This is a genomic window from Nitrosospira lacus (assembly GCF_000355765.4).
Taxonomy (GTDB): domain Bacteria; phylum Pseudomonadota; class Gammaproteobacteria; order Burkholderiales; family Nitrosomonadaceae; genus Nitrosospira; species Nitrosospira lacus.
Window position 1 is genome coordinate 241,240 of record NZ_CP021106.3, and the last position, 24,533, is coordinate 265,772.

Sequence of the window (24,533 nt, forward strand, 5' to 3'; positions counted from 1 at the left end):
GCAAATTCCTGGTTCATCAATTTGAATCTGTCATGTGTCCGTATCTTTGGATTGCACAGCAACATCGTCATGCCACCTTGAGATCATTCTTGCGCGAGCCTGAGTGCTCCACCGGCAGTACGTTGCGCAGAAATGATTCAAACATCAGCAGCGTCCATAACGGTGCACTATAATCACGCCTTCCCGACTGATGCTGGTCCAGCATCTCCTTTAGAAAGGCTTGGTTGAAAATCCCCGTATCTGCCAGAACCGACCCCATTAAAGCGTCGTTAAGCCTTTGGCGTAGCGGGCCACGAAACCAGCTTGCCAATGGTACTGAAAATCCCATCTTGTCACGATAAAGGACATCATTGGGAAGGTAGGGTTCCAGAGCCTTTTTGAACACATATTTGCCTTCATGGCCGTGCAGTTTGAAGGACACTGGAAGGCCAGATATCCACTCGACCAGTTTATGATCCAGCAATGGTACGCGCACTTCCAGGGCGTGAGCCATACTGGCGCGATCCACCTTGGTAAGAATATCACCAACAAGGTAGGTTTTCATGTCCAGGTATTGCACACGGGACAGGGCGTCATCGACAGGGCATTTGTCAGCATGCATGCGCAAAACCTCCACCGCCTGGTACCCCTGGAGACTGCGGTGGAAAGAAGCACTGAAGAGACGCTGGCGCATTTTGTCCTTCATAATGGAAACGCTGTGAAAATACCCTTCCACGGAATCTCGCGCGAGCGCCTCGAAAGTGGATTTCGCACGCAAAACCTTTGGTGCCCAGTCGGCCTTCGGGTAGAGGCTGCCTAGCAAACCGAACAAGGGCTTTCGAAACCCAAGTGGCAGCATGGATCGCATTCGATCTTCATAAAGATGCCAGCGATAGCGGCGGTAGCCAGCGAGGTTTTCGTCGCCCCCATCTCCCGACAACGCGACCGTCACGCGCTTTCTGGCCAGTTCACAAACCCGGTAGGTAGGCATGGCCGAGCTATCGGCAAAGGGTTCGTCGTATAAAAAAGCCAGTTTGTCTATAAGCTCGAAATCGTCCTGATCCACTCGTTCGACAGCATGCCGCGTGTGATAGCGATCGGCCACTTTTTGCGCATATTGGGATTCGTTGAAGGCAGGGTCTCCAAAAGAGATGGAGCATGTGTTGACGGGCTCTCCCATCAGGTTGGCCATCATCGCCACCACCGCGCTGGAGTCGACCCCGCCGGATAGGAAGGCCCCCAGCGGCACCTCGGTCATAAGATGAATCTTTACCGATTCACGCAGCCGGACAATCAGTTCTTCCTGTGCTTCCTGCATGCTGATGGAATCGTGCGGAGTAAAGGGTATGTCCCAATACTGGCGCAGCCGCGGCATGCTCTGGCCGGGTGAAAGTTTCAGTGTATGACCCGGAGAAAGCTTGAGTGCGTGCCGAAATATCGTTTTTGGCTCCGGGACATAACCATAGGCAAAGTAGTCTTCGATAGCATGGGCATCCATCTCGCGGATGAAATCCGGATGGGCGAGCACTGCCTTGAGCTCGGAGGCGAAAATAAATGTACCATCCCCGAGCATGCCATAGTAAAGCGGTTTGATACCAAGCCGATCACGAGCAAGAAACAGGGTTTCCTGGTTGCGATCCCACAATCCGAAGGCGAACATGCCGCGAAAGCGATCCACGCAATACTCACCCCACTCTTCCCAGGCATGGACAATGACCTCGGTATCACAATGCGTGCGAAAAGTATGACCGAGGGCGGCAAGCTCTGTGGCAAGCTCCTGAAAATTGTAGATTTCTCCATTGAAAACCACAACTACACTACCGTCTTCGTTAAAAAGCGGTTGCTGTCCGCTGGAGACATCCATGATCGAAAGACGACGGTGGCCGAAGCCCACGCCAGGCTCGGTGTACAGCTCTCCTTCATCGGGGCCGCGATGAATCTGGAGTTGATTCATGCGCCAGAGCACTTGCCGATCGATTTCATTTTTGCCGCGCGTGTCAAACAGACCAACAATTCCACACATGTTGATTTTCCTTTTATTCCGTCCGTTATCCTATCGGCAGTTGTGGTGAATTCGCCGTAAAGATGAAGTCAAGTGATGCAAGAAGCTTTCCTGATCATGGCATCAAGCTGAAAAATGCATGGTCAACCACGGGAATCGGCGTTACGGGCGCAAGGCCTTGTCATAGACTTGAAGGTACCCTTTGGTCATGGCCTCCATGCTGAAGCTTGCCTCGATCTGCCGCCGTGCTGCCTTGCCGTGTTGAATGATCAGATCGGGGTTTTTATAATATCTCAGCATCGCCTCCGCTAATGCTGATGGAACTCCCGGCGGAACCAGCATTCCCGTATATTCTTCCTTTACAAGTTCCACATTTCCCCCGACGCTGGTAGCGACGACCGGCAAACCCGTGGACATGGCTTCCAGAATGGTATTGGAGATGCCTTCACCAAGCGAGGGAAGAACAAAAAGATCCATGACACGCATCAATTCTGGAATATCGGCACGCTCTCCCGGAAACCAGGCAAGCGCTTCCGCCCCGGCCTTACGCAACATATCGATGCATTCCCGGCGCGTAGTCCCCTCACCAACGATCAGCAGCCGCAGATGTTCGCGAGCCGCGGGCTCCTCCTCCAGCACCCTCAAAAAAGCCTGAACCAGGCTGGGATAATTTTTCACACCTGCCATTCTTCCGACACTACCGATGACAAAAGCATTTTCTGTAAAAAATCCTTGTGGTCCCGCTCTAAAGAGAGCGCCATCACGCGGGTGAAAACGCAGGCTATCAACACCGTTGTAGATCTGATTGATGCGCTGTGGCGTTGCTCCCACGGTATCGGCAAGCCAGCTTTCCAGATCTCTGCTGACAGCAATGAAATGATTGACAAAAGGGCGGATTGCCTTACGCAGCAGATTGTATTTGCGATTTTTTCCGTGCAGGTCAAACAGATCTCGGCCGTGTTCTCCGTGGATTCGGGTGCGCACTCCGGCAACCGCGGCAATGACTTGCCCTTCCATCGTGCTGAGATTACGGGTGTGCACGATATCCGGTTTCAAGCGTCGGAGTGTTCCGAATAAATTGATATAAAGACCAAAATCGTGTCCTTCCCGCTTGTTTAGTGCCACGATTTCCACATTCTCTCTCAAGATCCGGTGGCGAAAATCAGAGTATCCCTTGAGGCATACGATAGCGTGCCGGTAACGTTCGGGTGGAATATGGTTGATCAGGTTTACAAGACCATTTTCCAGACCCCCGACCCCCAGGTGATGAATCACATGGACAATGAGCGGAGGCTGCGTGGTAAACGTCCTTGAAGATTTCACCGGACCTTGCTGGGTACTAGCGCTCCCATGCATGCTGGAGCCCTCTTGTTATCGTTGGCATCATGTCATCGACAAAAGCCTGAAGCACTGGAACAGCTTCATCGGATGCTGCTTCGTAACGCGCCGCGATAATAATCTCCGCCCCATCGTCACCTCTGCCCAAGAGCTTATTCCGTGCCAGGATAAATTTAGCCATATAGGGACTGGCCGTCTTCTCTCCGCCAATCCAATACCACCTCCAGACGAGCAGGTTTGCGTCGGGTGAATGAAGCTGGCTCTGCTTGACGGTCACCTGCCGGGAGTCAAGAAGTATGCCGCGTGTATTTTCCTTGATGTTACGCCAGTATGATTCTGTTTCCGGCACGAGCAGATTCCCGGAATTGATCAGTTCTGTTCCCTGCTGCTGGTTGCGGTAATAACTCACATAAAGATCCACCGCCTGGTGATGGTTCCGGTAATTTTGCAGAAATTGGGTAGCGGCTCCAATATACTTGGGCCTCCAGTCGGAGATCGGACTCGTGGCGGCTTCCCATTTTTCTGCTACGCCGGGAATTTCGATTTGTGGTTCCGTGCTGCGGGAGAATCTGTTTTCCAGATAGGCCGCTGACACCGGCCAGATGAAAGCTATTGCAAGGACTGCGCTGGCAGCAAGAACTACGCTCTTCGGCGAACCCTTGCTGCCCTGCCTGAGATCTGGTTTAGGTTGGGGGACCGCATCGGCACCCTTATTCTCGCCATTGTCTTCGCGCCAGAATGATCCGATCCAGAATAACAATAGCATCACGAAACCAAAGAATATCCAACCGTAAATAAGATGGTCAACTCCCACAGCCAGACTCATGTTGCTCAGATGGCCGGTCATCACGATCAGGTAGGCACGAATCCCGTTGGCGATAATGGGCACCAGCACTGAAAGCGCGATGAACGCCAGGCGACGCCTCAGACTTCGGTACGTCAGATAGGCATAAAGCATACCCAGCGTAAAGGATGCGATGAGGTAGCGCAAACCGCTACAGGCTTCCACAACGGACCAATTGCCGCTTGGAATGGTAAAAAAACTGCCCTCACGGTAAACGGGTATGCCCGTCAACTGCAGCGCCCATACGGTAAAGTCGGCGGTAAAGTCGATGAGGGGAGGGATAAATACGTCGCCAAAAGGTACGGCAAGCAAAAGATAGGCCAATGGAAAAGCAATCGCCCAAGCCATTCGGGTTCCCAGAATTGCCCAAACGGCAGCGGGAATCATTGCCATCAGAAAATATTGCTCAAATACCTGAACGCTGGCAAGCGTTGCCATCAGCCAGCCAAAACCCAGGGCACCGAGTACCGCAAGAGCCGGAAGGTTTGGCTCAGGGGAAAATGTGCTTAAATGTTTGCGTTGCCCCCAGATCAGATAGGCACTGAAAGGAAGTATAAGGAAGCCATGGGCAAATGTATCGGATCGCTCCCAGATGGAAACCATGGACCAGGTGGTTTCATGATAACCCGCCAGGATTGCGGCAATGGTGGCAAGTGTAAGAAGGGCGGCCCCCTTCAAGCTTTGCTGATCCAGCGTTGTGGCGGAACCATGCGCGATTTCTTGCGGGGTTTGCACGCTCATGCCGCATCTCCCGCGGATTTAAAATGGTTTTGCAAGACATGCGGACGCGCTTCATCAGCAGAAATCACTTGTGGCTGGGAGAGGAGCGCCTCAACTCGCGCCAGACCTTTTTCCCAACTGTAATCCTTCAGAACCCGGGCCCTTGCGGCACGGCCCATCGTCCGGCGCGACTTGCTCTGGAGCAGCGTAATTATTTGATGAGCAAAATCATCTTCATTGTCAGCAACCAATAATTCCTGGCCGGAAACCGCACATATTCCCTCCATCGCTTGTGGAGAGGCGATTACGATCTTTGCCATGGCCATCGCTTCCAGCACCTTGTTCTGTATGCCACGGGCAATGCGTAGCGGCGCCACCGCCAAGGATGCATGTGCGAGATAGGGCCGTATGTCCGGAACCGATCCCGTTACCGTGATCCCGGGAAGGGCAGACAGCGCCATTACTCTTGCTGCGGGTCGCGCGCCGACAATATGGAACTCAACATTGGGTAAATGCACGCGGATTGCGGAAAAGATACTGCGCGCAAACCAGTCTACGGCATCCACATTAGCCCAGTAATCCATCGCTCCGGTAAAAACCAGGGTATCGGTACCGGTAGCGTAGGGATTAGGGTAAATATTTTGCGGTGAGAAATAATCCGCATCGACACCGTTGTTGAAGTAAGTGACTTTTGTCGCAACCTCCGGCGCGAGCCGCTTGAATAAATCGGCTTCTGCCTCGGAGACGAAGGTCGCAGCGTCAAACTCTCTGGCGACCCGCTTTTCGTAACTGAGCAGCAATCTCGATTCACGCCGGTATATCCAATCCATCGGCCAACTTTTGGTGGCTGCGTATTGCATCCATTTGTCCGAATCGATATCGACAAAATCGATGACCCGGCGTGCAGGCCCGGCATGGCTCACGTATTGCGCCATGCCGGAGGAGAAAACCAGAATATTTCTGACAGATCTTGTTTCGAGTACGCTATTTACCCACGCTTGCAAACTCCTGTCCCGATAGTAGGGCAAGGTAAGGGGCTGCTGGAGAAACAGGCCGCCAAGGCTGCGCAAGCGCGCGGCCTTCGGCGAAAGATTGACAAAGCAGGTCTCACCACAGAGATCCTTGACTTTAGGAAGATGGCTCCAGTCTTTCTCGTCATCAATAAAAGTACCGAGATGGACGCGATAGTGTCGACTCAGGTGCTTGAGCAGATGATAGGAGCGTATTTTGTCCCCCTTGTCCGGCGGAAAGGGAATACGATGAACGAGATAAAGAAGTTCCTGCATGAATCTAGCCCAGATTCTTCACGATGTAAGGACCAATAAGATTGGCCATCGGCAGCGGCAGCTTCTGCCAGGCCTTTATGAAAATCTGATATTTGGGATTAAGGGGATTATGATCGGGTACCGCTCCCGCGCGATGCAACTGATATTCATAATGCAGCGGTTGCGGCTCGAATCCCCAATTCTTCTTGAAATCGTAAGAGCCCGTGTTACGCTTGCTGCGCCCGAAGTCAAAAGTCTTAATCCCCCTTTCGCAAGCGCGCCGCATCAGTTCCCAGTACATGAAGTCATTTCCCGCCACCTCTCTAGCTTCACTGGTGCCGCCGCCATAATAAGGCAATACCTCGTCACGGAAATAAAAGCTCATGACGCCGCTGACGGTACGTCCTCCTTTTAGAATGACCATAAGTTCACAATCTTCAGCGAAAATTTCCTTGAGAAGCCGAAAGTATCTCCTGGAAAAGACCGGGGTACCCAAACGGTGCACGCTTGCGGAATAGGCAAGAAAAAAACGCTCGGTATTTTCATCTAGGGTACTTTCGAGTCCAGCCTTGATACCTTTGCGTACCATTGCGCGCTGCTTGCGCGGGATGGCCTGCATGTTCCGCTCCTCTTCCGGGTCTATGCCCTTGCGGAAAGTGACATAGAGATCCTTGGTGGGCCAATCCGGGTGCTGTATTCTCAGATTCCGGTATTCGAGATAATCGGTGTTCAGTCGCGCAGCAAGCGCCTGGGCAGCACGATCAAGCGCAATCCGGCTGGATTCCGAGATTGCGGCAATGCCGCCATAGACACAGAATGGGAGCGAGCTCAGGCAATGGCCAAAAAGGTGGCTATTGATTTCCGCCAACGGCAGCACTGCTTGAATTTCTCCTCCGGACTCAGCGTAGAGATACCAGGTTTTGTGGCCCAAAGCACGTTCGATGACCGTCCTCCAACCGGCGCGATGAAAGAAAGTAGCTTCGGGACAGCCTGAGACGAATTCGTCCCATCTTGCCGCATCCTGGGGCTGAAAGGCATGGACGACCGGCATGCCGGCCTGATGGAGGGAAGCTTGATGATCCTCCTGGAATGCTTCAATGATGCTGCTCATGCGTCTTGTTCCAGAAAAATCCGATCCACGCGATCCCACCGGAAGTCACGAGTCAACGCTTTGATTCGCTCTTCCATACGATGAAGATTGTAATAGTGGCGGAAGCGTGTTTTCATGCTGATGCCTTGCTGACGCGGCTGCTTATGATCTATTTCCCAGGGGTGGAAATAAAAGATAGCGGAACGGCGTTCGAGATGATTCAATCTTTGCAGGAACCACCGCGAAACCGGGTAGGGCCAAAGCCGGAAATAGCCGCCGCCGGCGGGAAAATTCCGCTTGAACAAACGCATAGTAGTAATAGGCAATTCCAGCAACCCATGATGCGTGCGCGGATGATGGGCAAAGCGGGGAGCCTCCGGCATGCCGTAATGATCATGTTGAATGGGATAAATACTGGAACTGTAACGGTAGCCGGCTTCTTCAAGTATATCCAGCGCCCATAGATTATGGCGGCCGATGGAAAAACTCGGCGCGCGATAACCCAGTACCGCGTTGCCGCCAATGTCTTCAAGAATGGCTTTGCTTCGAACGATATCATCACGGAATTCATGAGTCTCCTGATCGGAGACTCGATGATGGGCCCAACCGTGACTGGCCAGTTCGTGACCGTTTGCGACAATACGCCTGACCATGTCGGGGTGGCGGTCGGCGATCCATCCCAAGGTGAAAAAGGTTGCTTTTGCGCCTTCTTCATCCAGCAAAGAAAGTATGCGATCGATATTGGACTCCACCCGGCAAGATATGGAGGTCCATGATTCCCTTGAAATATGGGGAGCAAACGCTGAAACCTGGAAATAGTCTTCCACGTCGACGGTCATCGCGTTGCGTATTAGTGTTGAGTTCATTTGACCAACCTCGCATAGTGCCGCAAACAATCAAATCCACACTTAGCTCCGCAAACCATTTTCCATTCGCCTGTAAATTACCTCCGCGATTCCCGCCACTGACTTGCAATGAGGGTTCTCCCGGAATTGGCGTCTACTGTAAAGATGCATATCAAACCTTGTCTTTCCCAAGATTCTTGTTTACGCCCGAGGGAGACAGGATCTGCTTGAGCAGCTCCAGTAACGAAACGACAGATTCCTCCAGCTTGGCAACCCGGTCGTCCATTTTCTCCAGACTGGCAAGCGCCTCGGCACTCTTCAGTCCGGATGCGGCATCGAACTCCACCTGGACGTCGTCGGTCGCGTCCGGCATATCGAACTCCTGCTGGATATCGCGTATGACTTCATCGACTTCCGAACTACCGAACTGGTGTAATTTCTCCAGGCAGCCCATTAGCAAAAGGCGATCACACAACGTATTGATCTTGCGAGGAATACCGCCGGCATAATCATGAATGGCGGCAAAAGCATCCTCATCAAACGATGGGTCTCCGCACCAGCCCGCGGTACTTAGCCGATGCTCGATATAGGCTCGCGTTTCCGATAAATCCATGGGTCCAAGATGGTAGGTGGCAGTTACCCTTTGCCGCAATTGCTGCATATTCCCACTCAGCAGGGTTTTCCTGAACTCCGGCTGACCCAGCAGAAATGTTTGCAGCAGCGGTTTATCATCTGTTTGAAAATTGGAAAGCATTCTCAACTCTTCCACCGTGCGGGGAGAAAGATTCTGCGCCTCATCCACCACCAGAAGCGCGCGCTTCCCCTGCCGATCACATTGACGGAAGAATTCTTCGAGTCCGATCAAAAGGGAAGCCTTCCCGGAATTTTCGTACGGCAACCCAAAGGCAGCGGCCACCATTCTGAGTGTATCGTCCGAGTCCAGATGAGTATTGACGATTTGCGCAGCAAGGATATTCTCGGATTCCAGCGTGCGGAAAAGATTGCGTACCAATGTAGTCTTGCCCGCACCCACCTCCCCGGTAATGACGATGAAGCCTTCTCCCTGCGAAAGCCCATATTCAAGATAGGCCATTGCACGTTTATGCCCCTTGCTACCAAAGAAGAAACTTGGATCGGGCCGTAGTTGGAATGGTTTGACCCGGAAACCATAATAGGATGCATACATTTTTCTCTTATCCCTAGAAGCTCATGTTTAGGGAGGCGGTAACAGCATTCTCGCGATAATTTGCCCCGGATTGATTGGAGTCCCGCTCGACATGCCGGAACTCAATCATACCGTTCACGGATGGCCGATCCTGGAACTGCCTTGTCAGGCTCACTCTGCCTATCTTGAAATCGTCTTCCCTGTTCGTATTAAGAAAGGCAAATCTGGTGAACCCCAAATTAAGATTAGCCCTGGTGAGCGCGGAAATCCTGTGACTCCATAATACGTTGACGCCGCTTTGTCTGGTGTGATTGAGCAACGCGGCGTTCACCCCCAGGAGATCGGCATCATCCGCCTCTGGCGAAAATGCCCGGCGCGTCATATTGAATACCCTGAATAATAGCGTATTTGATACACCATTCAAGCCAATAGAAGCCTGGAAACGCTTCTGCAGAAAAAGGCGGTTGGTAAAGAAATTGGTGGGATCAAGAAAAGAACTCGTTCCAGAAAACCCTGGATCGGAACCACCTATACCGCCTATGCCACCTATACCGCCTATACCACCTATACCGCCCGACGGATCACCTATTCCACCTATTCCGCCTATTCCGCCTATTCCACCAAAGCCGCTGCCCATACCGGCCTGCTGATTGAAAGTCGTGATGTTTTCGTTATAACTTGCATTCCATACGGTAAGACGGGTACGGTGATTAGCCAGAACCGAGTAAGTATCCCCAAAAAATCTTTGGCCAGCGCTGGCCACGATATTCGTTCTCTCGTCTGGAATCCACGAAAAACCCACGGTCCACGTGGGACTTGTAGGACTTCCCCGGACTGAAATAAAACTATTTCGTTCGTAGCCTCCGGTCGCGGTCAAGCCGAATCGTGACGTAACCATATAACGAGCATTGGCGATAGACCGCTCCAACTCGACTGTCCGTCCGGTACGGGCAAACTCAATGATCTGATGGTCATAGTTCAGACCCCAACTGAATATCCTGAAAGCATCGCCACTGTTAAGACCCGCCTGGAAGGCGTTCCTCTGGCTATTCCGAAGCGCATTTGCACTGGACTCAACGATGCCATAGGTGTAACGGAGCTGGGCTGATGCAAAATCCTGGAAACGGTGGCGCAAATAAGGACTTATAGTATAGGTTTTTACATCAGCCCTGTTGCCTGTGACATTGACGTTATCGAGCCCCTGCGGACCAAATAAGGAAGCATTTTGTTGGGTCATTGTGGCTCTTCCATCCACAAAAAAAAGATTTTCAACCAATTCAGTTGTGGCACCAACATTGAATTGATGCCTCATCCGGGTAAAGTTACTGTTCTCCGCATAGATGAGGTTATTCATGGTGTAATTAGCAATGAGATTAAAACGGCGCCCTACGCCACTCACGGATATGCCAGGATTGATCTGAGTCACCAAATCACCACCAGACTGCCCCCCCAATCTAACATTGTCGGAGTATGTTTCCCTTAAATTCAAGCGCGGAATTACTCTCCATCCACCGGCCGCAGGATCGGGCGATACATTTTGACCCTGGCCTGGCTGGTTCTGGCCCGGCAAACCTTGGCCCGGCAGGCCCGGGCCCAGCAGGCCTTGGGCCTGCCCATACGAATAGGAGGATAGCAGCAGCATTGCCATGGCGGCAAAGCAGGCAGCCGGACATAGCCCTCCATGGCATTTCTGATTCTCAGGCACTTTCATGGTAATAGTAGCCATAATATTCTCCGCCGGAGAACGATCTGGCCTTGTTGTAAATCAGATTCACAACGTCGCACGACTCGATCTGTCTAAGCATTTCCTTAACCGCCTGCTGTGAAGTCGTTTCAGCCTCCACCACCACGACAATCTGGCCCATCTGGCTTGCCAGCACGCGTGCCTCGCTGGTTAACAGCAGCGGTGGAGAATCAAAGATAACAACGCGATCAGCGTAACGCTGTGCAAGCTCCTTCAATAGCGCTCCCATGCTTTGGCTTGCCAGCAATTCGGTAGAGTGCGAATGCCGTGTTCCCGCCGTGAGAAGTGTGAGTTTCTCGATATTGGTTTTTATCAGAACATCCGCGAGATCAAGGTTTTCATCGAGAAGAATATCCATCAAACCTCTTTCTGTTCCCAGTCCCAGAATTTTTGGTACGGTAGGACGGGCTACATCAGCATCCACCAGAAGAACCCTGCGGTCCATTTCCATTGCAATGCTCATCGCCAGGTTGACAGTACAAAAGCTTTTACCCTCTCCCGCAAGCGCACTGGTAACCATAATCAAGTTGCCATTTTTGATCATGCCCGCGCCCTGATTGAATGCATTGGTTAGCAATGGCCGCTTGATCACGCGAAATTGCTCGGCAACTTGTGTTCTTCCCTGGTCAGGCGTGACGATGCCATACTGGCGCATCTTGGCAAGATTAAGTGTAATTCGTTTGGATGTTGAAGTGGAAGGCGGGACAGGATTGGGTGAAAAACTTTGGCTGATCTCTTCCCCGGCCGAATGATTCGCGCCCGGATGTTTCTGGCCTGAATTTACCGAAGTACCGGGTGGTATTTGCGGTGGCACCTTGGGACCAATCTTTCCTTCTTTTTCAAGCTTACCCGCGGCTCTTTCAATAATACTCACGCTTTCTCCAATAGTGTTGGATTGGAATTTGCCAGAATGCGGTTATCTACCATGCCTTCCTCGAACTAAATGTCCGAATCTAAAGCAAATCGACATGATATTGATTCCGGATCTGGTAATGGAAACAGATGATCGCACCAGGTTTTCCAAGCCGGAGCAAATCTCGGGATTCCGGAAAACCTCATCCTGACCGAGAGAGGCCATTGCAACGAAGCGATGTGTGGTTCACAAATCCCAGCCGTCCCGCCTTGACCTATGCATAACGGCAAAATCTTAGTATAGACGCCTCTTGCGATAATAAATCCTCATGCGTCTCAAAAATTGGCGAGAATTCAGGTAACAAAAAACCGGGTCAAACCATCTTTACCATCAAAGTGCCATATAAACCCAGCAAAGATAGCAACGAAAGACCAAAGGCATAGAGCCGCTTCCTGCTCTTCACTTTCTCTTGGTCCGTCCAGATCATGGGGACCGAACCCAAAATCGGCCTGCCGGTTATTTCCCGCAAGCTCGCCTGGCTGTGGAATGTGGGGCGGACCTGGCTGATGACAAACGCTATCCCGATTCCGGCTAATAGGGATCCGAGAAACACCAGAGAAAACAGCTTGCTGCGGTCCGGTCCTACCGGTCGATCAGAAACCGTCGGCGGGTCGATGATCCTGAATGACATCAAATCGGTGGCGGAACCCAATTCGCCTGATATCTTTGCGGATTCACGGCGCTCAAGAAGCTTTTCATAATTGGATTTATTTACCTGATAATCGCGATTAAGTTGAGCAAGCTCCGCCTCCACCTGAGGTACCGCATTGCTCAGCGACTTTAAGCGATTGTAACGGGCGGTATATTCTTCCACACGCGCCCTCATGGAAGCCACATCAGCTTCGGCTTCCGCCAACGCCACGTTAAGCTGCTGCAGCATGGGACTATAGTTTTTCCCGGGATCTGCGGTATTTCTTACCACGAGCTTGGCCTCTTCTTTTTTGCGCTCTTCAAGTTGAGCGATCAGGCGCTTGGTGGAAATGATATCAGGATGCAACTCCGTAAAATTCAGTCTGAGCGCATCCAGGTTCTTGTTCAATGCAGCGATACGGGAATCAATCTCCACATTGACTATGGGTGACACCGCATCGCTCTGATCCACCATCATTACGGGTTCATCTCCGGTAATTTGTCTCTTGATCGCATCGCGCGCATGCTCGGCCTCCCGTAATTCCAGCCTTGTCTTGTTGAGATCCTCTGTCGCTGCGGATAACTGCGAGTAATAATCGCCGCCTTGCTGGGGCATCATTCCAATGTTCTTTTGTTTGAATGCCTTAAGGTTATTCTCTCCCGCTATCAACTTCTCCTCATAGCTTTGGATCTGCTCATCAATAAAACGGAGCGCCGCGGAAGAATCCTGTCTTTTGTCTCCCAGTCCCCCTTCGACAAAAATGGTCAGCAACGATTGAACAACATCCTTGGCCAGCCTTGGATTCTTATTATTATAATGAATCGTAAATAGGTTATCGCGACCCGTGGTCCCGAGCTTGATTTTTTCCATAAATTCCTTGACAAGCCCCTCATGATCTTTAGCATCCTTGACTTTGATATCCAGATCGACCATGCGGACGACCCTCTCCACGTTGGGGCGGCTGATCAGCGTACGGCTCATGATGGAAACCTGCTGTTGCAGATCGGGGGAAATCGTCATGCCCGCCATCAACGGCTTCAAGACATTTTGGGTATCCACGTAAATTCTGGCTGATGCCTGATAATCGTCCGGCAGCTTATAGACGATAACCCATCCCGCGATGGCCACAATCCAGGCAGCGATTACCGAGATCCAGCGATATTTCCATATCCCCTTCAAATAAACAAGCAGTTGAGTAGTCAGCTCCTCCATTTTGTCAAAGGTTCCCCGGAAATGCTATTTGGCGGCTTTTGTTGCGACGGAATTCTTGGCGGCATCCCTGCACCGCCATCGCGTAGAAAGGTAAAGAGACCATTTTCATGTTCATTGCCATCTTTTCACCCATCTATCTCTCGCTCGGGAGGTGGAACGGGCGGCCGAATCTTTTCTCACGATGGAATTGGATAAAGGATCAATTACAAGGCTCAGAAGAAGCTCTCTGGTATGACTAAAACGTCACCCTGACGCATGGGAACGTTAGCCGAGATGTCACCGTCCCTGATCAGGTCATTCAGCCGAACGCTAAACTGCTGCTGCTTCCCGTCTACACTACGAATAATTCTGGCTTTATTGCCGGCGGCAAAATCCGTTATGCCGCCCACTGCAATCAAAACATCCATTAGCGTCATTTCTTCGCGATAAGGAAGCGCCTGGGGTCTGGCAGCCTCGCCGATGACGCGGATTTGCTCGGTGTACGGTCCAATAAACTGTGTCACGACAACTGTCACAACAGGCTGCTGGATATACTTGGATAATGCCTCTTCAATGTCTCGAGCCAGCTGCGTGGATGTTTTTCCGCTGGCCGGAAGGTCTTCCACCAGCGGCGTGGTAATTTTTCCGTCAGGACGAACCGGCACCGACATGGAGACTTCCGGATTGCGCCAGACAATGATATCCACGCCGTCGCCCGGTCCTATCAAATAATCGTGCGCAATATGCTTTTCGTCGGGAGAAAGAGGCGGATATGTTTTGCAACCGCCCAGAACGAGCATAGGAAACACGATAGCAAAACAGGTCAGCCATTTCGAGGTACTGATATGGGGAGTGCTCACTGAATTTCCTTTTTCTGTTTATTGAAGGTGCGCCGGGTCATGCAGGCAGCCAAGGATAATTAAAGATGCAATAAGTAGATATTTGTGTCAATCAGACAGGATTGATTCGGGCGAAACAGCACCTTTTCAACGTATGTCACGGAATCTAGGATCTTTAATGTGCGCCATAATAGCATTTTTATATCAACCCGCTTCGGAATCGAAAAAGATTATCCTCAAGATAAACCACGCCGCATAAGCAAATCAGCCGAGTGAGCAACTTGTTTCGAGTTGTGTGTCCGCATCGTATCAAGTTCGACGGCGTGAGCAAATAGGACTTTAGTACAATCTTCTCAAGATTCGCGGTGGCATATCCCAAGCCTCACCCAGAGGCATTCACACCCCTTGGGACGCGCCTGTCAGGCATTCTGACAGTCATCCTATCCCGGATCTTTCCCTAAATGCATTCCATATCATGCCGTTGCAATGCCCATCGCACATGTTCGCGCACCAACGATGATTCGTCGTCACATCGCGTCCGCAATGCGGCGGTCACTGCCGCTGAGGATGGCGCATTCCCTAAGCCTACCGCTAAATTACGCAGCCATTGCTCATGGCCGATGCGACGAATCGGGCTGCCGGCAAGCCTGATATCGAACTCTTCTTTAGTCCAGCCAAATAACTCGACAAGTGACACATCATCCAGGCCATTGCGTACCGCGAAGTCGTCCTCACCGGTAACTGCCGCAAATTTGTTCCATGGACAAATTAACTGGCAGTCATCGCAACCATACACCCGGTTGCCGATCAGGGGGCGCAAGGCTTCTGGAATACTGCCCTTATGTTCGATAGTGAGATAGGAAATACAGCGTCTGGCATCGAGCCTATAAGGGGCGACTATCGCCTGAGTAGGGCAAATATCGATGCACTTGGTGCAGCTTCCGCAGTAATTCCCTGTTGGACTATCCACGGGTACTGGCAAGTCGGTATACAGCTCACCCAAAAAAAACATTGATCCAGCTTCGCGCGAAAGCAGCAATGTATGCTTGCCGCGCCAGCCAAGGCCCGATTTCTGCGCCCATTCGACCTCCATCACCGGCGCGCTGTCGCTGAAGACACGGTAATTGAAGTGACCCACTTCAGCGGCTATTTTATCGGCAAGTTTTTGCAGGCGTCCACGCAGCACCTTGTGATAATCTCGACCCAGTGCATAGCGGGAAATAAATGCCTTATCGCCATCGTGCATCACCTGCCAGCTGTTCTTCGCGGCGGGCGGCGTATAGTTCATGCGCACCGAGATCACGCGCAATGTACCGGGAACGAGTTCAGATGGACGTGTGCGTCGTGTCCCGTGTTTTGCCATATAATCCATCTCACCGTGATAGCCTTTGCCGAGCCACTCAAACAGCCCGGATTCCGCTTTTGCCATCTCGGCATTTGCATCCGCGATGCAAATCTCCTGAAAGCCCAGCTCCTTCCCCCATGCCTTGATCGCATCGGCGAGCCGGGGCAGGTCGACCCCTGCGTCCGGGAGATTGCACGGAATACCTGACGGATCCTTGGATATTTTTTCTTGCATAATTCTCATCATACCGATTCTTCTGCCTCATATCACTTTACGCGCAATCTCGAGGGAGAAATCGCAATGCTGGCACTCGGCGCGGAAATCGCAACGATATTGCATCCCGGTATTAGCGTCTTCCTGAGCGGCAATCTGGGCGCGGGCAAAACCACACTGGCGCGAGGGATCTTGCGCGGCCTGGATTATCAAGGAAAAGTAAAAAGCCCCACCTATAATTTAGTTGAACTTTATAAAATTTCTAGGTTATACTTCTATCACTTTGATTTCTATCGTTTCAATGATCCAGTAGAATGGGAGGAAGCAGGTTTCCGAGAATATTTCAACACGGAATCAATCTGTCTGGTGGAATGGCCCGAAAAAGCGGGCGGATTGTTGCCTCCACCAGATTTGCAGTTTCTTATCCACATCACCGGAACAGATCATCGCCGCGTCGAAATTCAGGCGCATACGGAGACAGGCAGACGGTGTTTAAAGCAATGGCGAACCCTAAGAAACCTCGGGCAATAGCCTGTTGCCACAATCTTTCTATTCCATCGGCATTCGCCCTATTTTTGTTGATGGCGACACTCGTCCCGTTTTTGTCACTCAGCAACACCGTTTTTGCGAATACCCTGGTCAGCTCCGCCCGTGTCTGGCCGGCACCGGAATATACGCGTCTCACGCTAGAATCCGCTTTGCCCATCCAGTACTCGCTCAGCGTGGTAAAAGATCCGGATCGAGTGGTGGTTGACCTGGAGCATGTCAGGCTTAGTCCGGAACTTGAGAGGCTGCCAGGAAAAATCGACTCCACCGATCCTTATATACGCGCAGTGCGTATCGGCCGTTTCAAGCCGACCATATTGCGGCTGGTGCTGGACCTCAAAACCGAGGCCATACCGCAAGCATTTATCCTCAATCCTGTAGGCAGTTACGGTTATCGGCTGGTGCTGGACATTTACCCCGCTATCCCGCCCGATCCGCTCATGGCGTTACTGAACGAGAATGCCACAGCAATGTTACAACCAGAACTCAATGCCGGTAACGAAACGAGCATAAAGACAAATAGCAAAATAGCAAAAAATACCGCGACCACCAGAAAGAATAGACCGGAAACAATACGGCTTATAACGGTCGCCATCGATCCCGGGCATGGCGGCGAGGACCCCGGCGCAATAAGCCGCAGTGGCACCCATGAGAAAGATATCACACTGGCGATTGCCAGGAAGCTTAAAGCGAAGATTGATAAAGAGCCGAACATGCGCGCAGCCCTGACACGTGAAGGCGATTATTTTATATCACTACCGATGCGCCTGGTAAAAGCACGCCAATTGAACGCCGATCTGTTCGTATCGGTGCATGCGGATGCTTTCATCAAGCCGCATGCACGCGGCTCGTCTGTTTTCGCGCTGTCCGAGCGCGGAGCAACTTCCGCGGCTGCCCGCTGGTTGGCGAAAAAAGAAAACGAGGCGGACTTGATCGGGGGAGTCAACCTGGATATCAAGGATCCCTATCTCAAGCAAACTCTGCTGGATCTGTCACAAACAGCCACCATTAACGACAGTCTCAGGCTCGGCCGGGAGGTACTCTCGGAAATCGGCGATATAAACCATCTGCATAAAAGCGATGTGGAGCAGGCGGGCTTCGCCGTACTCAAGTCTCCCGATATTCCGTCTATCCTGGTGGAAACCGCTTTCATCAGTAACCCGGACGAAGAAAAGAAACTGAAAGACGCCGCCTACCAGGATAAATTGGCCGACGCAATGCTTGCCGGTATCAAACGCTATTTCGCCAACAATCCCCCCCTCGCGCGTTCAAAAATGGTGTTTCTGGAATAACTTTCTTTTCTCATTCGCCACTATTGGCGCTTCCCTTCCTGACAAAGTTTCACTGACCTCCTGTAAGCCTGCGTGGCATCTGTTTGCCGGCTGAACTCCCAACGTCAGCATGATCACAAGGCGTACTTCTCCGCGGAGCTTGATCCGGAGAAACCAGAAGCCGCCTAGCCGTGGCTCAGCTTCTACGCCATAATCACGCCGTTAACCCGTCCAGGATGTTTTGTGGCCAACGAAGATCTATCCAGATTAAAAATTGACCGGAGCGGCGCCGCCAGTCCAACCGGCCATAGGAAACGTCCCCGCCTCATTTCCACGCTCGCGATCGTTGCGGGACTGAGTCTGCTCCTAATCTTCTACTTTCGTACTGGCACGGTGGCTGAGGTGGAGTCCGGCACAGTCACCACCGCTTACCCGTCACAGTCTTTCACGCTGCTTAACGCCACTGGCTATGTCGTTGCGCAACGTAAAGCGGCAGTCGCCTCGAAGGGTACGGGACGAGTCGAGTGGCTGGGGGTGACGGAGGGCAGCCGCGTGACAGAAGGCGAAATTATTGCCCGGCTGGAGAATATGGATGTCAGCGCAGCGATGGAACAAGCCGCGGCCAACGTCAGGGTAGCCAAGGCAAATTTACAGCAGGGGCAAGCCGAGCTGATCGATGCCGAGGCGGCATTCAACCGCAATAGCGAGTTGCTCGCCAAGGGCTTTATTTCGCAATTCGCCCAAGACATCGCAACCGCCCGCTTTCGCAAAGCCCAGGCGGCAGTTCTGGGTTATCAGGCATCCGTTGGTGCTGCTGAGGCTAACCATCGCGCCGCCCGGATTGCTGTGGAACAAACACTGATCCGTGCACCGTTTGATGGAGTAGTGCTGACTAAAAGTGCCAATGTCGGTGACGTGATAACGCCTTTCTCGTCCGCACTCGACGCCAAAGGCGCGGTAGTGACAATGGCGGATATGAATACCCTGGAAGTCGAAGCCGACGTATCCGAGTCCAATTTACCCAAAGTGAAGCTCGAACAGCCCTGTGAAATTCAGCTGGATGCGATGCCCGACGTCCGATTGCGTGGCGTGGTGCAACGCATTGTGCCGACAGTGGACAGGGCTAAAGCGACGGTGGTGGTAAAAATTCGATTTATCGACCGCGACCCGGACATTCTGCCCGAGATGAGTGCAAAAATTGCCTTTCTGGAAAAAGAAATGGCTGCGGAGCAACGTACTGCCCGCCCGGTGGTCCAGCCCGATGCCATTGTTCAGCGCAATGGAAAGAATGTGGTATTCATCATGAAAGACGAAAGAGCAGTTGAAACACCTATCGAAACCGGCGGGAAAATTGGCGATATGCTTGAAGTTCTGAAAGGCCCCAAGGTGGGTGACAAAGTAATCCTGCGCCCCGGCGATGGACTCGACAATGGCGATAAGGTGCGGACGGTGGCGAAGTAAAGAGGCATGGAGAATCTTGCGGAGCCCATTGTCCAGATCAGGCAGCTCACCAAAAGCTACCATCGCGGCGAGCAGTGGGTACCGGTACTCACGAATATCTCCTTTGATATTGTTTCCGGTGAATTCATCGCCTTAATGGGGCCTTCCGGTTCCGGCAAAAGCACCCTGCTCAATCTGATTGCCGGCATTGACAAACCAGACAGCGGATCGCTGAAGGTAAACGGAACAGATATCGCCACACTTTCTGAAGCGGATCTCGCAGACTGGCGCGCGGCCAATGTCGGCTTCATTTTCCAGTTCTACAATCTGATGCCGGTGCTGACCGCATTTGAAAACGTAGAATTGCCATTGCTGCTGACGCGACTTTCGCGCAGCCAACGGCGGGAACGCGCGGAACTGGCGCTGTCAATGGTGGGGCTGACCGACCGGATGGAGCACTATCCCTCGGAGCTGTCCGGTGGTCAGCAGCAACGCGTGGCGATTGCCCGCGCGTTCATAACCGACCCGGTCATACTGGTGGCGGACGAGCCCACCGGAGACCTTGATCGTGCATCGGCGAACGATATTCTCGCCATGCTTGAGCGCCTGAACAGCGAGATGGGCAAAACCATTATTATGGTGACCCACGACCCCCATGCGGCCAAATCAGCCCGTTCAATTCGTCATTTGGAGAAAGGAGAGCTGATGTAACGAAGTGATCGAATGGCAATATTTTTCTCAGTAATATCCTTTCTGTTTTCGTCAATTACCCCGCAGCGTACCGTGGAATATCGCAATAATCCTGAATCCATCAGTTGCATCAACTCACACCCAAAAGGCGGGCAATCCAGGATATTGTTATTAATCATAATATTGATCCACTCAATGAGCTCTCAACTCCCGGATTCAGGATAATGCATTTCCTGAAGCTTATCCTGAGAAATACGTTGCGTCACAAACTGCGCACCGGCCTGACGGTGCTGGGCCTGGTGGTGGCGATACTCGCTTTCGGGCTGTTGCGCACCGTCGTGGATGCCTGGTATGCAGGCGCGGAAGGCGCCTCATCGGCGCGGCTGGTAACACGAAACGCGATCTCGCTGGTCTTTCCGCTACCCATCAATTACCAGGAACGGATTCGCAGGGTTCAGGGTGTCACGGCAATTTCCCATGCCAGCTGGTTCGGCGGAGTGTACATTACACCGAAGAACTTTTTTCCACAGTTCGCCGTCGATGCAAAAACCTATTTTAATCTCTACCCCGAATACCTTATTTCGCCAACGGATATGAAGGCCTTCCTCACCGACCGCAAGGGCTGCGTGGTCGGTCGCAAGCTGGCGAACACGTATGGATTCAAGGTCGGCGACATCATTCCCCTGCGCGGCACGATTTATCCCGGTGCATGGAGCTTCACGGTACGGGCGATCTATGACGGCGCGAAAGCGGGAACCGATACTTCGCAGTTTTTCTTTCACTGGGACTATCTCAATGAAACCATGAAAAAAGCGGTTGCCCGCAGAACCGATTGGATCGGTGTCTACGTGATCGAAATTTCCGACCCTGACAGAGCGGCGGAAATATCGAACGAGGTAGATGCAATGTTCAGGAACTCTCTTGCCGAAACCCTTACCGAAACAGAAAAAGCCTTTCAACTGGGGTTTGTTTCCATGACCGAAGCGATTGTGGTGGCGATACGTATCGTTTCGTTCCTGGTGATTTTCATTATCCTTGCAGTGATGGCCAATACCATGGCAATGACGGCGCGCGAGCGCGTCGCCGAATACGCCACCCTCAAGGCACTGGGTTTTGGCCCGCGCTTCCTCGCCGGATTGATTTATGGCGAGTCCCTCGCGATTGCGCTGGCTGGCGCGGTGATAGGCATTCTGCTGACCTTCCCTGTCGCCGACAGATTCAGCGAACAGGTCGGCACGCTGTTCCCGGTATTTGGGGTCTCGCTGGAAACCGTCTACATGCAGGCCGCCGCCGCAATCGCGGTTGGCATTGCGGCGGCAATCCTGCCTGCCTTTCGCGCCGCTCGAGTACCCATCGTGGAAGGACTGAGAAGCATTGGTTAGCCTATGACCATTCCTCTCTCCTACATATGGCGCAACTTCACCGCTCGCAAGCTGACTACCCTGCTCACCGCAGGGGGCATGGCGCTGGTGGTGTTTGTATTTGCGACGGTATTAATGCTGGAAGAGGGTCTCCGGAAAACACTGGTGGAAACCGGCTCACCCGACAATGTGGTCATTACCCGCCGTTCCGCCGGTACCGAAGTGCAAAGCGTCATTGATCGCGAGCAGGCTGCCATTGTGGAAAACCAGCCGGAAGTCGCTTACAGCGCGAATGGCTGGCGGCTGGCGTCAAAAGAAATGATAGTGCTGATTTCCCTTGCCAAGCGCAGCTCCGATAAAGCGTCCAACGTATTGATCCGTGGTGTGGGACAAAAAGGAATCGAGCTGCGTCCACAGGTGGAAATCGCCGAGGGGCGCATGTTTCGTCCCGGGTCAACGGAAATTATTGCCGGCAAGAGCGTAGCCGAACGCTATCGGGGCGCCGGCGTCGGCGAAACACTGCGCTTCGGGCAGCGTGAATGGACCGTGGTCGGTATCATGGACGCGGGTAAAACCGGTTTCGATTCGGAAATATGGGGCGATGTGGATCAGTTGATGCAGGCATTCCGCAGGCCGGTCTATTCTTCGGTGATATTGAAGCTGAACGATCCCGCGGTGTTTTCTCAACTCAAGACCCGCATTGAGAACGATCCGCGCCTGACTCTGGAAGTCAAGCAGGAAAGTGTCTTCTATGCCGAGCAATCGCAATTGCTGGCGAATTTCATTCGCTACCTGGGAATGATACTGTCGATTATTTTCTCTATCGGCGCAATTATCGGCGCGATGATCACCATGTATGCCTCTGTCGCCAATCGTGCCACGGAAATCGGCACCTTGCGCGCGCTGGGATTCCGCCGCATGAATATTCTGGCCGCCTTTCTCGTGGAAGCATTGATGCTCGGTGCTGCGGGCGGCGTAGCCGGACTGGTATTTGCATCGTTCATGCAATTCTTTACCATCTCCACCATGAACTGGCAATCGTTCTCCGAACTCGCGTTCAGCTTTACCCTGAATGGCGCGATTATCATCAAATCGTTTGCATTTGCGCTGATCATGGGAGTCACCGGGGGATTTCTTCCAGCCGCAAGGGCCGCGCGCCTCAATATCGTGGATTCGCTACGAGCGGTGTAACGGAGTCAATTGACCGATTTGCGTACCCTGCGCATTCCTGCGGCATGGTGAATTACTTGCGAAGCTCTTCTATGGTGCCCATATGAAAACCCAATTTTCCCTGCTGGCGTTCCTCGAAGTAACGTTTCAACGGTTCCTGGATGACTCGAAACGCCAACGTATCCCAAGGAATCTCTGCCTCTCCAAAAAGCTGGACATCCAGGCTCTCGATACCGGGCTTGAAATCCAGATCCAGCAATCGCGCACGAAACAGAACGTGCACCTGATTGATATGGGGGATATTATAAATGGCATACAGGCTCCCCATTTCGACTCGTGCATTGGCTTCCTCCAGCGTTTCGCGAGCGGCCCCCTGGATCAGGGTCTCGGCATTTTCCATGAAGCCCGAAGGTACGGTCCATAAACCGTGGCGCGGCGCGATGGCGCGCCGGCATAGCAATATCCTGTCCTCCCACTCAGGTATGCAGCCCACTACTATCTTCGGATTTTGATAATGGACAACGCCGCATGCGGGGCAAACATAACGCGGCAAATTGTCGCCTTCGGGAACGCGCAGCTCAACCGGCGTGCCGCAATTACTACAGAATTTCATTTCTCTCTCATTTCTTTCTTGAATGGCGAACTCTCATTCAGCTCATCCAGATAATGATTGATATCCTGTGCTTCGTGTTTCAGATACTTCCCGATAGCGGCGGCGAATTCGGGGTGTGCAAGCCAGTGCGCCGACCAGACGCGCACGGGAAGAAAGCCGCGCGCAAGTTTATGCTCTCCCTGTGCGCCGCCTTCAAACAACGCGATGCAGTGGGCAATACAGAATTCGATGGCCTGATAGTAGCAGGTCTCGAAATGCAGTCCGGGGACAAACTCCATCGTACCCCAATAACGCCCATAGAGCGTACGGGAATTATGCAGATTCAGGGCGGCGGCAACGGGTTGGTCATCGCGCAGCGCCAGGATCAGCAATACATTTTCCGGCATGCTTTTGCCGAGCCGCAGAAAGAATTCCAGATTGAGATAGGGCATGGAATGATGGTTGCGGTAAGTTTTATTGTAGCAGTTGACGAAGAAACGCCAGTGATCAGGATTCGCGTCATGTCCGGACAGCCACTGAAAACGGATACCTTCCGCATGAACCTTGCGCCGTTCCTGCCGGATTTTCTTGCGCTTGCCATGGCTCAGCTCTCCCAGAAACGCTTCGAAATGCGCATAACCTCCAGCGTCCCGATTCTTCCAGTGAAACTGGATACCATGCCGTAACGTCATTCCCGCCAGCTCCATCTCTCGCGCCTCGTCCTCTCGCGGGAACAGGCAATGGAACGATGACACGCCTGTTTCCGCATTTTTGCTTTTGGCCATCTTTAATGCAGCCGAAACCAGCAAGGCGCGATGCTCTGGAGTTTCCGCCAGCAGCCGCCGTCCGGTGACGGGGCTGAAGGGTACTGCGCTCAGCAGCTTGGGGTAATACCTATGACCGGCGCGCCGGTAGGCATCCGCCCAGGCCCAGTCGAATACATACTCCCCATAGGAATGGTTTTTCAGATAAAGCGGCAGCGCGCCACGCAGGGTATTTCCTTCCCACAATGTGACAAATTGCGGTAGCCATCCGGTTGCCCGTGAGGCGCATCCGGTATCATGCATGGCGGAAAAGAACTCATGCCGCAGAAACGGATCGTCCCCGGCCAGTGCGTTCCATGCCTTCACAGAAATACCGTCAAGCGAGTCGATTACCTTTACTTCAAATTCTGGAATCATGAAGTATTTTCACATGCGCCCCGGGATCGCCGCAGAGTAGCAGGGAGACAATAAGCAAAGCGTATTGCATCATATGTCGATTTTATATTCAAACACATTTTCATAGTCCCTGCCAGCCTGCCAACCACGAAGCAAGTCTACATGCGGCGCATTTTTTG

20 protein-coding genes are annotated in these 24,533 nt (G+C 52.4%); 6 read left to right on the plus strand and 14 right to left on the minus strand.

Annotated features, from left to right (window positions below; all coding sequences use genetic code 11):
* Positions 1–67 precede the first annotated feature (67 nt).
* The 12 genes from EBAPG3_RS01040 to queG all read right to left on the minus strand — a co-directional run bounded on the left by EBAPG3_RS01040 (position 68) and on the right by queG (position 16,145).
* Positions 68–2,002: an XrtA/PEP-CTERM system amidotransferase gene (locus EBAPG3_RS01040; protein ID WP_040853155.1), complete on the minus strand. Its 1,935-nt coding sequence runs from the start codon at positions 2,000–2,002 to the stop codon at positions 68–70.
* Between the two features lie 141 nt (positions 2,003–2,143).
* The gene (locus EBAPG3_RS01045; protein WP_004180799.1) at positions 2,144–3,304 is read right to left on the minus strand and encodes a TIGR03088 family PEP-CTERM/XrtA system glycosyltransferase; all 1,161 of its coding nucleotides are present in this window, start codon (positions 3,302–3,304) and stop codon (positions 2,144–2,146) included.
* A gap of 16 nt (positions 3,305–3,320) precedes the next feature.
* Complete coding sequence (xrtA, locus tag EBAPG3_RS01050; RefSeq protein WP_004180800.1) at positions 3,321–4,904, minus strand: exosortase A; 1,584 nt, start codon at positions 4,902–4,904, stop codon at positions 3,321–3,323.
* Complete coding sequence (locus EBAPG3_RS01055) at positions 4,901–6,169, minus strand: TIGR03087 family PEP-CTERM/XrtA system glycosyltransferase (RefSeq protein ID WP_004180801.1); 1,269 nt, start codon at positions 6,167–6,169, stop codon at positions 4,901–4,903. The genes xrtA and EBAPG3_RS01055 overlap by 4 nt, the downstream gene beginning before the upstream one ends.
* 4 nt (positions 6,170–6,173) lie before the next feature.
* Entirely contained in the window at positions 6,174–7,199 is a 1,026-nt protein-coding gene (locus tag EBAPG3_RS01060) for a FemAB family XrtA/PEP-CTERM system-associated protein (RefSeq protein WP_051049116.1), read from the minus strand.
* A 56-nt stretch (positions 7,200–7,255) separates the two neighbouring features.
* Entirely contained in the window at positions 7,256–8,104 is an 849-nt protein-coding gene (locus EBAPG3_RS01065; RefSeq protein ID WP_040853156.1) for an XrtA system polysaccharide deacetylase, read from the minus strand.
* A 151-nt stretch (positions 8,105–8,255) separates the two neighbouring features.
* Positions 8,256–9,269, minus strand: coding sequence for an XrtA/PEP-CTERM system-associated ATPase (locus tag EBAPG3_RS01070; RefSeq protein ID WP_004180804.1), 1,014 nt, complete (start codon positions 9,267–9,269; stop codon positions 8,256–8,258).
* Positions 9,270–9,282: 13 nt separating this feature from the next.
* Positions 9,283–10,974, minus strand: a complete 1,692-nt coding sequence (locus tag EBAPG3_RS01075) for a TIGR03016 family PEP-CTERM system-associated outer membrane protein (RefSeq protein WP_004180805.1) — start codon at positions 10,972–10,974, stop codon at positions 9,283–9,285.
* Positions 10,946–11,866, minus strand: coding sequence for an XrtA-associated tyrosine autokinase (locus EBAPG3_RS01080; protein WP_004180806.1), 921 nt, complete (start codon positions 11,864–11,866; stop codon positions 10,946–10,948). Before EBAPG3_RS01080 ends, EBAPG3_RS01075 begins: the two co-directional genes overlap by 29 nt.
* 352 nt (positions 11,867–12,218) lie before the next feature.
* Positions 12,219–13,748 (minus strand): XrtA system polysaccharide chain length determinant, encoded by a 1,530-nt coding sequence (locus EBAPG3_RS01085; RefSeq protein WP_004180807.1) that lies wholly within the window; start codon positions 13,746–13,748, stop codon positions 12,219–12,221.
* A 212-nt stretch (positions 13,749–13,960) separates the two neighbouring features.
* Complete coding sequence (locus tag EBAPG3_RS01090; RefSeq protein WP_004180809.1) at positions 13,961–14,587, minus strand: XrtA/PEP-CTERM system exopolysaccharide export protein; 627 nt, start codon at positions 14,585–14,587, stop codon at positions 13,961–13,963.
* Between the two features lie 436 nt (positions 14,588–15,023).
* Complete coding sequence (gene queG / locus EBAPG3_RS01095; protein ID WP_151898837.1) at positions 15,024–16,145, minus strand: tRNA epoxyqueuosine(34) reductase QueG; 1,122 nt, start codon at positions 16,143–16,145, stop codon at positions 15,024–15,026.
* Between the two features lie 66 nt (positions 16,146–16,211).
* Here queG and tsaE point away from each other — a divergent pair, with 66 nt between their 5' ends.
* The 6 genes from tsaE (at position 16,212) to EBAPG3_RS01125 (ending at position 22,623) form a co-directional block, all read left to right on the plus strand.
* Positions 16,212–16,655, plus strand: coding sequence for a tRNA (adenosine(37)-N6)-threonylcarbamoyltransferase complex ATPase subunit type 1 TsaE (gene tsaE, locus EBAPG3_RS01100; protein WP_004180811.1), 444 nt, complete (start codon positions 16,212–16,214; stop codon positions 16,653–16,655).
* 50 nt (positions 16,656–16,705) lie between these two features.
* Entirely contained in the window at positions 16,706–17,962 is a 1,257-nt protein-coding gene (locus EBAPG3_RS01105) for an N-acetylmuramoyl-L-alanine amidase (RefSeq protein WP_151898978.1), read from the plus strand.
* Positions 17,963–18,184: 222 nt separating this feature from the next.
* Positions 18,185–19,402, plus strand: a complete 1,218-nt coding sequence (locus tag EBAPG3_RS01110; protein WP_004180813.1) for an efflux RND transporter periplasmic adaptor subunit — start codon at positions 18,185–18,187, stop codon at positions 19,400–19,402.
* Between the two features lie 6 nt (positions 19,403–19,408).
* Positions 19,409–20,092 carry an ABC transporter ATP-binding protein gene (locus EBAPG3_RS01115; protein ID WP_004180814.1) on the plus strand — a complete coding sequence of 228 codons (684 nt, stop codon included), beginning with the start codon at positions 19,409–19,411 and terminating at the stop codon, positions 20,090–20,092.
* A gap of 203 nt (positions 20,093–20,295) precedes the next feature.
* Positions 20,296–21,453: an ABC transporter permease gene (locus EBAPG3_RS01120; protein WP_040853216.1), complete on the plus strand. Its 1,158-nt coding sequence runs from the start codon at positions 20,296–20,298 to the stop codon at positions 21,451–21,453.
* A gap of 3 nt (positions 21,454–21,456) precedes the next feature.
* A complete protein-coding gene (locus EBAPG3_RS01125; protein WP_004180819.1) occupies positions 21,457–22,623 on the plus strand; it encodes an ABC transporter permease in 1,167 nt (388 codons plus the stop codon).
* Positions 22,624–22,675: 52 nt separating this feature from the next.
* Here EBAPG3_RS01125 and EBAPG3_RS01130 read toward each other — a convergent pair whose 3' ends face one another.
* Both EBAPG3_RS01130 and EBAPG3_RS01135 read right to left on the minus strand, forming a co-directional pair.
* On the minus strand, positions 22,676–23,215 hold the full coding sequence (locus EBAPG3_RS01130) for an NUDIX hydrolase (RefSeq protein ID WP_004180821.1): 540 nt from the start codon (positions 23,213–23,215) through the stop codon (positions 22,676–22,678).
* Positions 23,212–24,375: a GNAT family N-acetyltransferase gene (locus EBAPG3_RS01135; RefSeq protein ID WP_004180823.1), complete on the minus strand. Its 1,164-nt coding sequence runs from the start codon at positions 24,373–24,375 to the stop codon at positions 23,212–23,214. The genes EBAPG3_RS01130 and EBAPG3_RS01135 overlap by 4 nt, the downstream gene beginning before the upstream one ends.
* Between the last annotated feature and the right edge of the window lie 158 nt (positions 24,376–24,533).